At 68.5% G+C, this 14570-nt stretch carries 15 protein-coding genes and 1 tRNA gene; 8 read left to right on the top strand and 8 right to left on the bottom strand.

What is annotated here, in order from left to right:
- On the bottom strand, positions 1 to 190 hold a 190-nt coding region (locus tag G7B71_RS14625), incomplete at its 3' end, for a hypothetical protein (RefSeq protein WP_166042236.1).
- A gap of 150 nt (positions 191 to 340) precedes the next feature.
- On the opposite strand from G7B71_RS14625, the gene G7B71_RS14620 reads away from it, so the two are divergent.
- Positions 341 to 1099 carry an NAD kinase gene (locus tag G7B71_RS14620; RefSeq protein ID WP_166042234.1) on the top strand — a complete coding sequence of 253 codons (759 nt, stop codon included), beginning with the start codon at positions 341 to 343 and terminating at the stop codon, positions 1097 to 1099.
- Positions 1100 to 1188: 89 nt separating this feature from the next.
- Positions 1189 to 1263 (top strand) — tRNA-Asn (locus G7B71_RS14615).
- Positions 1264 to 1289: 26 nt separating this feature from the next.
- On the opposite strand, the gene G7B71_RS14610 is transcribed toward G7B71_RS14615, so the two are convergent.
- On the bottom strand, positions 1290 to 2207 hold the full coding sequence (locus G7B71_RS14610) for a TIR domain-containing protein (RefSeq protein WP_166042232.1): 918 nt from the start codon (positions 2205 to 2207) through the stop codon (positions 1290 to 1292).
- Between the two features lie 272 nt (positions 2208 to 2479).
- On the opposite strand from G7B71_RS14610, the gene G7B71_RS14605 reads away from it, so the two are divergent.
- Positions 2480 to 3115, top strand: coding sequence for a hemerythrin domain-containing protein (locus G7B71_RS14605; protein ID WP_166042230.1), 636 nt, complete (start codon positions 2480 to 2482; stop codon positions 3113 to 3115).
- A 55-nt stretch (positions 3116 to 3170) separates the two neighbouring features.
- Here G7B71_RS14605 and secA read toward each other — a convergent pair whose 3' ends face one another.
- Together secA and G7B71_RS14595 are read right to left on the bottom strand one after the other, a co-directional pair.
- Positions 3171 to 5900 carry a preprotein translocase subunit SecA gene (secA, locus tag G7B71_RS14600; protein WP_166042228.1) on the bottom strand — a complete coding sequence of 910 codons (2730 nt, stop codon included), beginning with the start codon at positions 5898 to 5900 and terminating at the stop codon, positions 3171 to 3173.
- 92 nt (positions 5901 to 5992) lie between these two features.
- Positions 5993 to 6253, bottom strand: coding sequence for a hypothetical protein (locus tag G7B71_RS14595; protein WP_166042226.1), 261 nt, complete (start codon positions 6251 to 6253; stop codon positions 5993 to 5995).
- An 85-nt stretch (positions 6254 to 6338) separates the two neighbouring features.
- Between G7B71_RS14595 and G7B71_RS14590 the strand changes: the two genes are divergently transcribed.
- A complete protein-coding gene (locus G7B71_RS14590; protein ID WP_166042224.1) occupies positions 6339 to 6782 on the top strand; it encodes a GFA family protein in 444 nt (147 codons plus the stop codon).
- 155 nt (positions 6783 to 6937) lie between these two features.
- Here the strand turns inward: G7B71_RS14590 and trxA are convergent, their stop codons facing one another.
- From trxA to G7B71_RS14575, 3 genes are read right to left on the bottom strand one after another with little or no spacing between them, the layout of a single operon-like run.
- The gene (trxA, locus tag G7B71_RS14585) at positions 6938 to 7258 is read right to left on the bottom strand and encodes a thioredoxin (protein ID WP_166042221.1); all 321 of its coding nucleotides are present in this window, start codon (positions 7256 to 7258) and stop codon (positions 6938 to 6940) included.
- A 54-nt stretch (positions 7259 to 7312) separates the two neighbouring features.
- Positions 7313 to 10765, bottom strand: coding sequence for a double-strand break repair helicase AddA (addA, locus tag G7B71_RS14580; protein WP_166042219.1), 3453 nt, complete (start codon positions 10763 to 10765; stop codon positions 7313 to 7315).
- A gap of 6 nt (positions 10766 to 10771) precedes the next feature.
- Entirely contained in the window at positions 10772 to 11263 is a 492-nt protein-coding gene (locus G7B71_RS14575) for a hypothetical protein (protein ID WP_166042217.1), read from the bottom strand.
- Between the two features lie 169 nt (positions 11264 to 11432).
- Here G7B71_RS14575 and G7B71_RS14570 point away from each other — a divergent pair, with 169 nt between their 5' ends.
- Positions 11433 to 11804, top strand: coding sequence for a twin-arginine translocation signal domain-containing protein (locus tag G7B71_RS14570; protein WP_166042215.1), 372 nt, complete (start codon positions 11433 to 11435; stop codon positions 11802 to 11804).
- 170 nt (positions 11805 to 11974) lie between these two features.
- A complete protein-coding gene (locus G7B71_RS14565) occupies positions 11975 to 12226 on the top strand; it encodes a hypothetical protein (protein ID WP_166042212.1) in 252 nt (83 codons plus the stop codon).
- Here the strand turns inward: G7B71_RS14565 and G7B71_RS14560 are convergent.
- Positions 12219 to 13190: a hypothetical protein gene (locus G7B71_RS14560; protein WP_166042211.1), complete on the bottom strand. Its 972-nt coding sequence runs from the start codon at positions 13188 to 13190 to the stop codon at positions 12219 to 12221. The two genes, G7B71_RS14565 and G7B71_RS14560, sit on opposite strands and share 8 nt — an antisense overlap.
- A gap of 120 nt (positions 13191 to 13310) precedes the next feature.
- Between G7B71_RS14560 and G7B71_RS14555 the strand changes: the two genes are divergently transcribed.
- Positions 13311 to 14075, top strand: coding sequence for a sulfite exporter TauE/SafE family protein (locus tag G7B71_RS14555; protein WP_243406263.1), 765 nt, complete (start codon positions 13311 to 13313; stop codon positions 14073 to 14075).
- Positions 14076 to 14189: 114 nt separating this feature from the next.
- Positions 14190 to 14570 (top strand): hypothetical protein (locus tag G7B71_RS14550; protein WP_166042206.1); only part of this gene is annotated, 381 nt, incomplete at its 3' end.

Here is a 14570-nt window from a genome sequence, read left to right as displayed (position 1 = left end):
GAACCGCGGCCACGCCTTCGGCCGCGGCGCCGCGCGCGTCGACCAGCGCGACGCTTGCCCCCGAAGCGACGAAGCGCGCCTCGGCATTGGCGTCGCGCCGCGCCGCGATCGGCTCCCACCCGGCCGCCTCGGCGAGGCGGTGAAGCTCGTCGCGGTGGCGGAAGGACAGGATGAACAGCGGGTCCGGCATCTCCGCCTCGGTCTAGCCCGCCCCGCCAATTCCGCCAATCGCCTTCACCGGGCGCCCTGTCCCGATCCGAGTCGGTTCTCCACGACGCCGCTTGCCGCGCCGCACAATCGCCCCTAGCTACGGTCCATGGCTCGGCAGGGGGACAAAGCCATGGCGCTGGTCGCCTCCAGCGCGGAGGCGGCGCAGGTGGCCGAGCAGCTGCTCCACGCCCATTATGATTTCGTGCCGCTCGAAGAGGCCGATCTCGTCGTGGCGCTGGGCGGCGACGGCTTCATTCTGCAGACCCTTCACGAGATGCTGGAGCGCGGCCGGGTCTGTCCCGTGTTCGGGATGAATCGCGGCACCGTCGGCTTCCTGATGAACGAATGGCGGATCGACGGCCTCGCCGAACGGCTCGATCGCGCCAAGTCGTTCAGCGTCCCGCCGCTCGAGATGAAGGCGGTGCGTGTCGACGGCCAAGTCGTCGTCAGCCCGGCTATCAACGAAGTGTCGCTGCTCCGCGAGACCCGCCAGACCGCCTGGATCGAAGTCTCGGTCAACGGTCGTGTCGTGATCGAAGAGCTCATCTGCGACGGCGTGCTGGTCGCCACGCCGGCCGGGTCGACCGCCTATAACTTCTCGGCGCACGGGCCGATCCTGCCGTTGAACTCGACCCTTCTCGCGATCACGCCGATCAGCCCGTTCCGGCCCAGGCGCTGGCGCGGCGCGATCATCCCCGACGACCTGCGCGTGTCCCTGCGCGTGCTCGACCCGAAGAAACGGCCGGTGTCGGCCGTCGCCGACCAGCGCGAGGTGCGCGGGATCGATCGTGTCGAGGTCGCCATCGACCGCTCGCGCGCGCTGACCTTGCTGTTCGACCCCGAGCACGCCCTCGACGAGCGCATCTCGATGGAGCAGTTCGCGGTCTGATCGCGAGGGCGAACAAAGTGCGGAAAACCCGCATTTCGCCCCCTTGCAACCGCCGAAGAAGCGCTGCTATAGGCGCGCCTCGCTGTTGTTCCCCGGTAGCTCAGCGGTAGAGCATCCGACTGTTAATCGGACGGCCGCCTGTTCGAATCAGGCCCGGGGAGCCATCCTTCACATCGCGATCCCCGCAGCCTCAATCGACGAGGCGGATGCGCGAGCGATGCACCCAGCCCTCCGTTCCGTCGTCGAGCCTGACGCGCCACCATGGGCGCTGCTGGATACGCGTCGAGAAGCGCTCGCCCTCATTGATCCGAGCGACGATCGCGCCGCTCGTTGACGGCGTGTCCCGGACGTTGGTGAAGCCGTCGGGGTCGCTGATCACCGCGGTGCGCGGCAAGGGCGCTGGTCCGGCCGGCTGAGCCTCGGCAGGCGGCCGCCTCGTCGCGCCCCGTTCTGGCGCGCGGTCGGTCGCAGCCGCCGGCGGCTCATCGCGCGGCGCCGGCTGGCTTTCCACCCGCACAACTTCACGAACGCGTTCGCCGCGATTCCACAACAGCCCGATGGTCGCGGCCCCCGCCACCAGCAGCAGGACCAGCACCCCGATCACCATGGCAAGGCCACGGCTCGCCTTTGGCGGGTCCTGGCGTGGCGGGGGTGACGGCGGAGGCGGCGGCACCGCCGGCGCGGGCGACGCGGCCGCCGGCGGCGCCTCTCCCGCATCCGGCACGCCGCACAGGATCGAGAGGCTCGCCTTTACCTTGCGCCAGCCGGGATGGTCGGGCTCGCCCTGCCAATCCTCGAGCGACGCGAACTGGATCTGGTTGAACGGCATCGGCGGCATAACCCCGTCGATGCTGGTCTGGATCAGCTTCTTCTGGTTGCGCGCGACGTCCGCCTCGGCACGCACCCATTCCGACGCCGCGGCGGTTTGCGACCACACCACGATCGCCGCCTTGGCGCCGCCGATCTCTTCGGTGATGACATCGCCATAGGCGCGGTGCGGCGGCAGGTCGGCATCCCACCAGACGCTAAAGCCTTCGCGGGCGACCGCCTCGGCGATCCGCCGAACCACGTCCACATCGGCACGCGAATAGGAAATGAAGACGTCCAAGTCCGTCCCCCCACGTCTTGCGGGGCGAGACTAGCATGCTGGCCGGAGCGAGGAAAAGCACGAGCGGTTTACTGCGGTTCGAGTGCCCTAACGTTCACCGCGCGCAGGCCACCGCCGGACGCGGATCGCCAACGATCCATCGCGCCAATTATCTGGAACTGAAGAGAATTCACCGATGACCGCGACCGCAGCGGGCTACCCGCGGCCGGAACATTGGCGTGCGCCCACGGGTTGAATCCGCCGAAAATTCCCCGTCTCAATGGAGGCCGAAGATGGCGACCACCACGCGCAGCAAGACCAATCGCACCGACACCCCGCCCCGCGACAGCCATGGGCGCTTCAAGCACAAGAGCGCTTTCTCGTTCGACCGCCAGACCGGCGCCATTGCGGCCGCGGCAGTGGCCGGCGCCGCGGTCGGCCTCGCGGCCAATATGGGCCGCAAGATGATGATGCAGTCGCCGACCTACATGGCCGGCAATTGGGACGACGCTCTCAAGGCCGAGCACAAGGCCACGCTGGCGCTGTTCGACCAGCTCGAGGCGACCGGCGACGACCAGACCACGACGCGCTCGCACCTCCTCATGAAGATCAAATATTCGCTCAGCAAGCACGCGCTTCAGGAGGAGAGCGTGATCTATCCGGCGATGCGCGAGGCCAACGACGCGCACGACGCCGACGACCTCAACGGCGAGCACGGCTATGTGAAGTCCTATCTCTACGAGCTCGAGAACATGGCCAAAGACGGGCCGGAATTCCTCGCCCGGGTGCGCGATTTCCGCGCCCTGCTCGAAGGCCATATCCGCAACGAGGAGGACAACGTCTTCCCGCGCCTGCGCGCCTCGATGAGCGAGGAGCAGAACAAGAAGCTGACCATGGCCATGAACCGGGAAGGCCTGAAGCTGGCCTGACCCAAGCCCCTCCCCCGCTCGCGGGGGAGGGAAAGCCTCGGGCGGGGCGAGCGCGCTACGCCAAAGCCCCGTGGCAGTGCTTGTACTTCTTTCCCGAGCCGCACGGGCACGGCGCGTTGCGGCTGACCGGGAGAACGTCGCCGTCGGCGCCCGCGGCCGGCGCCAGCGCCGGCTCGGCGGGCTGGAGCGGCGGCAGCTGCGACAGGATCGCGCCGGTGCCGGCGTCAATGTCGAACGTGTCGTCCTCGCCCGAGAACGGGTCGATATGCTGGGTGAGGAAGTCCGGCAGGTCGGGCAGCGGCGCCGGCTCGGTGCGGAACTGCGCCTGGGCCAGCGACGCCGTCACGTCCTCTCGGATCAGCGTGAGCATGCGCTCGAACATCGCGAACGCCTCATGCTTATACTCGTCGATCGGCTTGCGCTGGGCGTAGGCGCGCAGGTGCACGACCTGGCGCAGCGCGTCGAGCATCGAGAGATGCTCCTTCCAGTGGTGATCGAGGAACTGGAGCATGAAGCTCTTCTCGATCTGGATCCAGTTTTCCGGCGGAATGTCGCGGGCCTTGTCGGCGATCTGCTCGTCGGCGAGCTTCTGGAGGCGCTCGACGAACATCTCGGGATCGACCGCTTCCTCCTTGACCCACTCCTCGTAGGGCGGCTCGAGGTCGAACACGTCCTTGGTGCGCTTCTTGAGCAGCTCGATGTCCCACTGCTCGGGATAGGTGTTGGGCGGAATCGCCTCGCCGATGATCGCGTTGACCGTCTCGGCGCGCATGTCCTCGACGACGTCGCCGATCGTCTCGGCGTCCATGATGTCGGCGCGCTGCTCGTAAATGACCTTGCGCTGGTCGTTCATGACGTCGTCATATTCGACGACCTGCTTGCGGATGTCGTAGTTGCGCGCCTCGACCTTCTTCTGGGCGGTCTCGATCGCCTTGGCGATCCACTTGGAGACGATCGCCTCGCCTTCCTCGAGGTTCGAGCGGACCATCTTCGAGAACATGGTCTGCGGTCCAAAGATGCGCAGCAGATCGTCGTCCAGCGACAGGTAGAAGCGGCTGAGGCCCGGATCGCCCTGGCGCCCCGAGCGGCCGCGCAGCTGATTGTCGATACGCCGGCTCTCGTGCCGCTCGGTGGCGAGCACGAACAGGCCGCCGGCGGCGCGCACGCGCTCCTTCTCCTCGGCGACCTCGACCTTGATCCGCTCGATCGCGGCCTCGCGCTCCGGGCCCTCGGGCATGTCGGCGAGCTCGTCCTCGATCCGGAACTCGACGTTGCCGCCGAGCTGGATGTCGGTGCCGCGGCCGGCCATGTTGGTGGCGATGGTGACCATGCCGAAGCGGCCGGCCTGGGCGACGATATGCGCCTCGCGCTCGTGCTGGAGCGCGTTCAGCACCTCGTGCTTGACTCCGGCCTTGGTGAAGAAGTCGGACAGCAGTTCCGACTTTTCGATCGATACGGTGCCGACCAGCACCGGCTGGCCGCGCTCCATCGCCTCCTTCACCGTCTTGGTGATCGCCGCGAACTTGTCGTTCTGGTCCTTGTAGAATTCGTCGACGTCGTCCTTGCGCTGCACCGGCAGATTGGTCGGGATGGTGACGACGTTCATCTTGTAGATGTCGTAGAATTCCGCCGCCTCGGTCGCCGCGGTGCCGGTCATGCCCGACAGCTTCGGGTACATGCGGAAATAATTCTGGAAGGTGATCGAGGCGAGCGTCTGGTTCTCCGGCTCGATCTGAACCCTCTCCTTGGCCTCGACCGCCTGGTGGAGACCGTCGGACCAGCGCCGGCCCTGCATCATTCGCCCGGTGAACGGATCGATGATGACGACCTTGCCGTCCTTCACGATGTAGTCGATGTCGCGCTTGTAGGCGATGTTGGCGCGCAGCGCCTGGTTGAGGTGGTGGACCACCTGGGTGTTCTCAAAATCGTAGAGGTTCGAGCCGGTCAGCAGGCCTTCCGCCTCCAGCACGCGCTCGACCCGCTCGGTGCCTTCCTCGGTGAGGGTGACGTTCTTGGTCTTCTCGTCGAACTCGTAATCCTCGGCGACGAGCTCGCGGACGATCGCGTCCAAGGCGATGTAGAGGTCGGACTTGTCCTCGGTCGGTCCGGAGATGATCAGCGGGGTGCGCGCTTCGTCGATCAGGATCGAGTCGACCTCGTCGACGATGGCGTGGTTGAACGGCCGCTGCACCATCGAAGCGCGGTCGTACTTCATGTTGTCGCGCAGATAGTCGAAGCCGAACTCGTTGTTGGTGCCGTAGGTGATGTCGGCGTGATAGGCGTCGCGCCGCTGCTGGTCGGTGAGATTGGGGACGATGACTCCGACGGTGAGGCCGAGGAAGCGGTAGACCTGGCCCATCCACTCGGCGTCGCGGCGGGCGAGATAGTCGTTCACGGTGATGACGTGAACGCCCTTCGCCTCGAGCGCGTTGAGATAGGTGGCCAGGGTCGCGACCAGCGTCTTGCCCTCGCCGGTGCGCATCTCGGCGATCTCGCCGCGATGGAGGACGATGCCGCCGATCATCTGCACGTCATAGTGACGCTGGCCGAGCACGCGCCTGGCGGCCTCGCGGACGGTGGCGAAAGCCTCGGGAAGAAGCTTGTCGAGGTCCTCGCCGTTGGCGAGCCGTTCGCGGAAGCGGACGGTCTGGCCCTGGAGCTCCTCGTCGGTCATCGCCGAGATGGTCGGCTCCAGGCCGTTGATCTGGTTGACGGTCTTCTGGAGCGAGCGGACGTAGCGGTCGTTGGACGAGCCGAAAATGGACTTGGCGAAACCAGCGAACATGGGTGCGGATCCTGATCTTGAAACGAGGCACGCCCGGCGCGGCGCCGGGCCAGGGACGAGATTGAGACGGCGGCGTCAGCGGCCGCGCCGGCTCACTCGATCAACCGAATGAAGGCGAGCGGCGCCAATAGCGCCGGCGGCGGCGCGATGTCGGGACCCTGGCTGCTCAGCCGCGCGATCGGCGGCACCGACTGCACCGGCCGCAGCGCGGCTGCCTTCACCTGGGCGCCCGCCTGGGCGAACGCGACCAGCTGCGCCTCGGCCTGACTCGCCCGCGCTTCGCCGTCGCGCGTGCCGGTGAAGGCACCGGTCAGCGCGCTCAGAAGAGCGGAAAGGACGAGCAGGAATTCCATTGCGGGCCTCGACATAGTGAGCAGCGGGCGCAAGGTCCATGCCCGCAAGATTGAGTTCAGCTTCACTGAGGCCTAGCGGACACGCATGGACAGGACATTCGAAGGCGGCTGCGCATGCGGCGCGGTCCGCTACCGGCTCGAAAGCACGCCGTTCGATGCCGGCTGGTGCCATTGCCGCACCTGCCAGCTCAATTCCGGATCACCCGCGATGGTGTTCGCGTCCGTGCCCGCCGGGCACCTGGTGTGGACCAAGGGCGGCGACAGGGTGAAGTCGTTCGCTTCGTCGAGCTTCGGCCACCGCAGCTTCTGCGGCGACTGCGGCACGCCCTTCCTGATGCAGGTCGACCACCAGCCCGAGACGGTCGATTTCAGCGTCGCCACCCTCGACGAGCCCGGCGCGGTCGCGCCCAGCTACCACATCTTCGTCGCCAGCAGGATCGCCTGGTTCGACACCAGGGACGAGTTGCCGCGCCACGACAAGTTCCGGCCCGACACGCGCGGGCTGGAAGGGACCGAGCCGCCGGCCTAGTTCCTCTCCGCGAGGCACAGCCTCGTGGGGAGGGGGACCATGCGAAGCATGGTGGAGGGGTCATCCCTCCGCCCGCGCGCCACGCTACCCCTCCACCATCGCTTGCAGCGATGGTCCCCCTCCCCATCGCGTCGCGATGGGGAGGAACTCGAAGCTTAAAGCTGCTGCTCGAGCCAGCCCTGAAGCTGGCTCTTGGGCGCGGCGCCGACCTTGGTGGCGGTGCGCTCGCCATTCTTGAACAGGATCATGGTCGGGATGCTCATCACCCCGAACTTGCCCGGCCATTCGGGATTGTCGTCGATGTTGAGCTTGGCGATCGTGACCTTGTCGGCGAGCTCGTCGCTGATCTGCTCGAGCGCCGGCGCGATCGCCTTGCACGGGGTGCACCACTCCGCCCAGAAATCGACGAGGACCGGGCCCTCGGCCTGGAGGACGTCGCTTTCGAAGGAAGCGTCGGTGACTGTCTTGGTAGCCATTGGAAATTGGTCTCCTGAAGAGTGAGCCCGGATGTAAGCGGGTGGCTCCGGTGGTCAACCTCCGCCTGGCGCATGGGCCGCCAGCAATTCGGCGGGAAGCGGGTGAAGCACCGGGCCGCCCGAGTAAAGCAGCGCCGCTTCGATCACTCTGTCCGGGAATATCACTGACAAAGCGGCGCGATAGGCGGCCATCTGGCGAAGGTGCGAGGCGGGCGCTTCCTCGGGACGGGCGGGCACGTCGCGCCCGGTCTTGAAGTCGGCGACGAGGACTCGCGTGTCGGTCACCAGCAGGCGGTCGACCGTGCCGGAAACGACCTGCCCGCCGCCGATCACCGCCGCGATCGGCGCCTCCGCGAGCGCATCGGGGCCGAACAGGTCGCCGAAGCGCGGATCGTCGATCACCCGGCAGGCGTCGTCGACGAGCGCGGCGCGGAACGCGGCATCCTCGGCCTCCCCGCTCGCGGCGAGCCAGCGCTCGGCGAGCGCGCGCCGATCCGGACGCGGCACGTCGGGAAGGCGCTCGAACAGGCGGTGGAGAAGCTTGCCGCGGGCGGCCGCACGGCGCTGCTCGGGCCCCGGCGGCGGATAGGCCGCCTCGTCCTCGCCCGGCGCCGACGGCGCGAGCGGGCGCGGCGGCCGCTCTTCCTGCGGTGCGGCGCGTTTCAGCCACTCGGGCAGCGTCACCGCTGGCGTCGGACGAGGCACGGCGGCTTCCACACCCTGCTCGAGCGCGCCGAAGCGCATCGACTGGCCCCAATGGCCATCCTCTTCCCAGGCGCAGCCCATCCCGGCCAGGGCGCCTTCGATCGGCCGGTACCAGCTGTCGGTCGGGGGGGCCTTGGCATTGGCCGCCAGCGCTCCGCCGACATAGAGCCGCTCGCGGGCGCGGGTCATGGCGACATAGAGCAGCCGCCAATGCTCCTCGCGGTCGCGCTTGTCCTTCTCGGCGACCAGCATGGCGAGCGGCTCGGCCATCTCGGCCTTGCGCGGCCGCGGCACCGGTACGAGGTGGCGACCATTCTCGATCGGAAGCGCGGCAAGCCGCGGCCCGCCGCCCATCTTGTCCGGATCGGCGCAAGCGTCGGCGAGGATGACCACCGGCGCCTCGAGGCCCTTCGACCCGTGCACCGTCATCACCCGAACCGCGTCGAGCGGCGCCGACGGGTCGCGCACGATCTCGACCTCGCCGCGCGCGAACCAGTCGAGGAAGCGGGCAAGCGAGGGTGCGCCGGCCGTCTCGAACTCGAGCGCGCTCGACAGCAATTCCTCGATCGGGTCGCGCGCCTCGGTACCGAGCCGCTCCTGGAGCTTGCGCCGGCCGTCGAGCGGCCCCGACAGCAAAGTCTCGAAAAATTCGTGCGGCGTGGCGAAATCCGCGATGTCCAGCATCGCATAGAGCGGCGCGAGATCGGGTCCCTCGCCCCGGTCGGCACGGGCGCGCAGGTTCGGCCACAGATTGGCGTCGCCGCGGTTGAAGGCGGCCGCGTAGAGATCGTCCTGGCTCCACCCGATCAGCGGGGAGACGAGCAGGCTGGCGAGGTTGAGGTCGTCCAATGGCTGGATCGCGAAGCGCGCCGCGGCGAGCAGGTCCTTGACCGCCAGCGGCGCCGACAAGGACAGCCGGTCGATGCCGGCGACCGGCACGCCTTCCGCGTGGAGCCGCGCCACCAGCAGCGCCGCCAGCTCGCCGCGGCGGCGGACGAGGATGAGGATATCCTCCGGCCGAAGCGGCCGCTTCTGGCTCTCGATTCGGAACGGTCGGTCGATCCACGCCTTGACCTGCCGGGCCAGGCGCGAGGCGTATTTGCGCGCAGCCTCGCCGATCCAGCCTTCCTCCCCGGCCTCCTCGTCGCCGTCGCTCGCCTCGCTGTAGGGCTGCCACACGGTCACCGAGCCCGGCCGCGCCTTGTTGAAGGCGAGATGCGGGTTCGGCCGCCGCGGCAGGCCGAGCGCTTCGTGGCCGAGGTCGCCGACCACCCGGTCGACCACCTCGAGCACCTGCGGCGAGGAGCGGAAGCTCGTGTCCATCGACAGGTCGAGGAAGTCGGGAGGCAGGCGATCGTCGCGGTTGAACAGGTCGACGACATTGCCGCGAACCGCCAGGGCCGAGCGCTCGAAGCGCGCGCGCGCCTTGTCGAACTCGCGGGGATCGGTGCCCTGGAAGCTGAAGATCGCCTGCTTGAAGTCGCCCACGGTGAAGATGGTGCGGTGCCGCCCCGCGGCGCTCTCGCCGGCGAAATATTCGGAGGCGAGCGCGTCGACGATCGTCCATTGCCGCGCGTTGGTGTCCTGCGCCTCGTCGACCAGAATATGGTCGGTCTGCTGGTCGAGCTTGTAGCGCACCCAGTCGGCGATTCCGGGCGTTGCAAGCAGCGCTTCGGCCCTGCGGATGAGGTCGTCGAAATCGACCAGGCCCTGCCCGCGCTTGGCGTCGGCATAGGCGCGGGCGAAGGCCTGCCCTGCCCTCAGCCCCGCGGCGCAAAGGTCGACGAGGGCAGCGGTCCGCCGCATCGCGAGCAAGCGCTCGCAGGACTCGGCCAGGCGCGCGGCGAGCTCGCCATAATCCGGCGCCACCTTGAGAAGACCGGTCTGCGTCTTGCGCAGCTCGCCGCTCTTGGTCCGGACGATGCCGGCGAGATCGTCGAGCGAAGCGGCGCGCTCGGCCGGACCGTGCAACCGCCACGCGGCGACCAGATCGGCGCACTTGAGGCCCGTCGAGGTTCCCCAGGCGGCGTTGGCGGCGGCGATCTTCTCCAAGGTGGCGACGTCGAACGAGTCATCGCAGCAGGCGGCGGCGATCACTGCCTCGGTGTCGCCGAGCGGCAGGCCGAAGACGATGCGCAGCCTGGCCCCGATCCCGTCGCGGGGGCCGAGCGCCTCCATCGCATCGGGCACCCGCGCGCACGCCTGCAGCAGCGCGGCGGCGTCGCCTTCGCCATAGCGGAGGCTCAGCGCCTGGATGTCGCGGATCAGCGGGAAGTCGCCGCCCTGCTCGGCGCGGACAAGCAATTCGGCCAGGGTCGAGCGCACCAGCAACGTCTCTTCGCGCCCCTCCAGCGGGCGGAAGCCGGGGGTCAGGTCGGCTTCGTCGGGAAAGGCGGCGAGCAGGCCCTGCGCGAACGCATGGATGGTCTGGATGCGCAGGCCCCCGCCGGGCGCTTCCAGCACGCGTGCGAACAGGCTTCGCGCCCGTTCGAGTTCGCGGGGCCCGCTGCGCTCGTCGAGCGCGAACAGCTCCTTCTTGAGCGCCGCCTCCTTCAGCCGCGCCCAGTGGGCGAGGCGGGCGTGGACGCGGTCCGCCATCTCGGCGGCGCCCGCCTTGGTGAAGGTGAGGCACAGGATGCTGGCCGGATCGACCCCGGACAGCAGCAGCCGAAGCACCCTTGCCGTCAGAACATGGGTCTTGCCGGTCCCCGCCGATGCGGCGAGCGCCGCATGGACTCGCGGCGACGAGGCGCGCTCCTGCTCGCCTTCAAGTCGCTTGAGCGGTTCGAACCGGCGGCGCACGCGATCCTAGCTGCGCGGCAACGCGGTCGGCACGAACGCGCCGGTGCAAATTCCGACGGCTTCGTCGATCACAGGGCGAGCCCCCGCCATGTCAAACACGAAATCCATCTCCCGTCCCTCGAAATCCTTGGTGCGGATGGCGAGGCGCTGGGCGGTGCGGGCGCGCGCGATCATCAGCGAGGCGGTGTGCGGAGAGCCCACCCAGGCGGTACGGCGGCTCGTCTCCCAGCGCACTCGGACCGGGCGGGCCCGGTCGAAGCGAAAGGTGAAGCGCCGGGCGCGCGACACGAACTCGGCCCGGGCGAACCAGCCGCGCGTGCTGTGCACCATCATCCGCAGGCCGTCATATTCCTGCGGGTCGCAGCCGATCGCCAGCCGCCCCTGCGGCGCGCGGATCACCGCGAAGGCGCTGACCCGATCGGTGATCGGGTCGCGCTCCACCTCGAGGGCCGGCGGCACCGCCGGCTGGAGCGCCGCCGCGAGGGCAAGAGCAAGCATTTTCAGGCAATCTCCTTCACTTGGAAGTGGGTAGAAGGCGCCGCCGCGCGTGACAAGCCGCTCGCCGAGGCCGCTTGACTTGCGCCCTCGTAATTCTACTGTCTGTGGTGTTGGGGGATCATCGCGGAAGTGCGTCTTCGCCGCCCGTCTCCCGGCAGGGAGAGTGAAAATGAAACCCACGCGTAAATTGACCCGCCGGTCGTTCCTCGGCCGCGTTGCGGGTGGTGTGGTGGGAGGCGCCGCCCTTCTCGCCACCAGCGCCCAGGAAGCCGAAGCGCTTCAGGTGACCGATCGGGACACAGGCTCCAATTCCGACCCTGTCGGGCGCGGCTATACCGGCTATTCCGACAGCGACAGCGGCCGCAATGCCGACCGGGTGAATCATGGCCGCCGCGGACGGCGCCGCAGCGGCGGCATCCAGGGCTGCACCGACAATGACCGCGGCGCCAATTCGGACCCGGCCGGCCGCGGCCGCGGCAATCGCACCAGCGACAGCGACAGCGGCCGCAACGCAGATCCGGCAGGCTGCGGCCGCCGCTGACGAGTCCTATCGCGAACTACAATCACCGGGAGGGCGACCTCCCGGTGACGTTCCGCGTCTCGAATGCCCGTCTCCTGCCACTTCCCGCTTGCACCCTGCCCGTCATACTGGGAAACCGGTTCGGTCCGGCGCGTTGGCATAATCGCCGCGCAGGCTTGAAGAGGTCATCCATGTCGAAACAACCGAGCTATCCCAAGGACGCCGCGGTCGGCGATCCTGACGCCCCAGGCGGCGAGACGCTCGACGTGGCGCGCAGCGCCAAGGAAGCCACCAAGGCCGACGAGAAGGACAGCCGGCGGACCCGCAATTTCGTCGCAGGCGCGGCGGTCGGCGTCGGCTCCGCCGCGCTCGTCGCCGCCCTGCTCTACGCCAATCGCTCGCGGCGCCCCGACAAAAGCGGGTCGGGCTCGTCGTCTAGCTGATCCGGATGTTCTGCCCGGACAGCGCCAGCACCCGCTCCAACACCGCCGGGTGGAGCGGCTGGGTGAACTGGCACGTGACCGAATAGCCGTCGATCGCCGCGATCCGCGCCGGCCAGCCTTCAAGGCCCGGCAGCGAGATCCAGAACAGCCGCCCGGTTTCCAGGGCGCCGAAGCAGGTGAAGCGCACCTCGCGCGTGTCGATCGTCTCGATCTCGATCGTCCAGCGCTTGGTGCCCTCGCGCACCTTGGCGGGGAGGTTGAGGCCGATGCTCTGGCGCTCCTCCGCCGACACCGGGGGATTGGGAATGACGTCGGCGACTCGCGGCGGCATCGGCGCCGAGCGGCGCGCGGAAACCGGTTGGCGCTGGCGCAGCCAAGGCATCAGCTCCTGCCACGACAAGGCCGGGAGGAAGGACAGGCCCACGGCACCGCCGTCAACCCAGCGCACCTCCGCCTCGATCGCTCGGAAGCCGTCGGGGATGAGCACGACATGCTCATGCGCGACCAGCGGCAGGCGCGTGTCGATCCGCGCCCCGCCGTCGGTGAGGTTGCGCAGGATCACCCGGTCGCGGCGCGATCCCGCCTCGAGCCAGGCCTGGCAGCGCAGCTCGATCCGCGGCATTCGGCGCGCATCGCCGGGCTGGCGCACGAGGTTGCGGGCGATGAGGCCGAAAATGTCGGCGGTATCGTCGAAGCGCAGGCCGAGCTCATGTTCGGTCACCCAGGTGACGGTACCCGCGAGGCGCTCGCCGGTCATGAGCGTGAGGTCGAGCCTTTCGCCCAGCCGCCGCTTCGACTGGACGTTGAGAACCGCGCCCAGCGGCGTGATCTTGCGCAGGAAGCAGATCTCTTTCAGCGAACCGCGAGTCAGCGTCCCCGGTTGGAGATCGTTGTCGTTCTCACGATCATCGTCTCCCGCCGGCAGTTCCTCGGCGAGGGAGAACAGGGTTTCCGCTGCCGTCATTGCTCCTGACTCTTCGGAGTCGTTTCCAGGCCGGCATTTTCCTTCCAAATGGTTGACGGAGGCTTAGCTTCCCACCACGCCTTCCCGCATGTCCGGCCAAGCCTCCGCGGGAGCACGTCCTTGATCGATCTGTCGACGATCGGCGTCTACGATCTGTTGCCGTTCGTCCTGATCGGCTTCGCCGCGCAGCTCATCGATGGCGCTCTCGGAATGGCCTTCGGAGTGATCTCCAGCACGCTGCTGATCAGCGCCGGGCTGCCGCCCGCAGCGGCCGCCGCGAGCGTGGCGATCGTCGCAAGCTTCACGACCGGCATTTCCGGGCTCAGCCATGCGCTGATGGCGAACGTCGACTGGCGGTTGCTCGCGCGGCTCCTGATCCCCGGAATGATCGGCGGAATCCTTGGCGCCTTTGTCGTCTCCAATACCCTCCCGGAAGTCGCTCGTCCGGTTGTCCTGACCTATCTTTCGCTGATCGGGCTATGGCTGATCTGGCGAAGCCTGCGCCACAGGCACAAGGAGCGCGAGGCGCGAGTGGTCGAGCCACTCGGCCTGGTCGGCGGCTTCCTGACCGGGGCGAGCGGCGGCGGCTGGGGCCCGGTAGTCACCAGCAACCTGCTGATCCAGGGCACCAGCCCGCGCAAGACGATCGGGACGGTCTCGACCGCCGAGTTCTTCCTTGCCGTGACGGTTTCCGCGACCTTCTTCATGACCTTGGGCTGGCGCGACTTCACGGCCGCGACCTTCGGGCTGCTTATCGGAGGAATCGCCGCGGCGCCGCTGGGGGCTCTGCTCGCCAAGCGGGTCGCGGCGTCGGTGCTGATGATGATGGTCGGCATCGTCCTGACTCTGACCAGCGCCTGGAGCATCTGGCGGGCCCTCGCCTGACCACGGTCGCCAGCCCGATTCCGTCCCGTAACGGCACGATCCAGCTTGCCCCGGGCGCAATTTTGGTGCCTGATCGTTAACCATGACGTCGGCGGAGCGACGACGGAGACGGGCATGCGCAAGGTATTGATTCTGGGGGTTGTGGCGCTGCTCATCGCGGTGGGTGCGGCAAGCACGCACCGGCTGCGCTACGACAGCAGCGTGTTCACCGGCCGCGGCGAGCTCACCCAGACCCGCCCCCGCGTGGTCCGCGAATATCCGCCCTGCATCAAGGGCGTGCGCGAGGACCGCTGCATCCAGCTTTACGAGCGCGGCATGCGCCGGGCCTATGCCCGCTGGCTCGCCGAACATGGCGTCACGCCGCGCGACCGCCACGCCGCCGCCCGCGCCTATCCGCCCTGCCGCAGCCGCAACGACGACCGCTGCCAGCAGCGCTCGGCCCGCAACCGCGTTCGCAGCGCCCGGGCGGCCACGCCGGTCCGCACCGCCCGGCGG

It is taken from the genome of Sphingosinicella sp. YJ22 (assembly GCF_011320075.1).
In the GTDB taxonomy this organism is placed as follows: Bacteria; Pseudomonadota; Alphaproteobacteria; order Sphingomonadales; family Sphingomonadaceae; genus Allosphingosinicella.
This window is presented reverse-complemented; position numbering and strand designations above follow the sequence as displayed.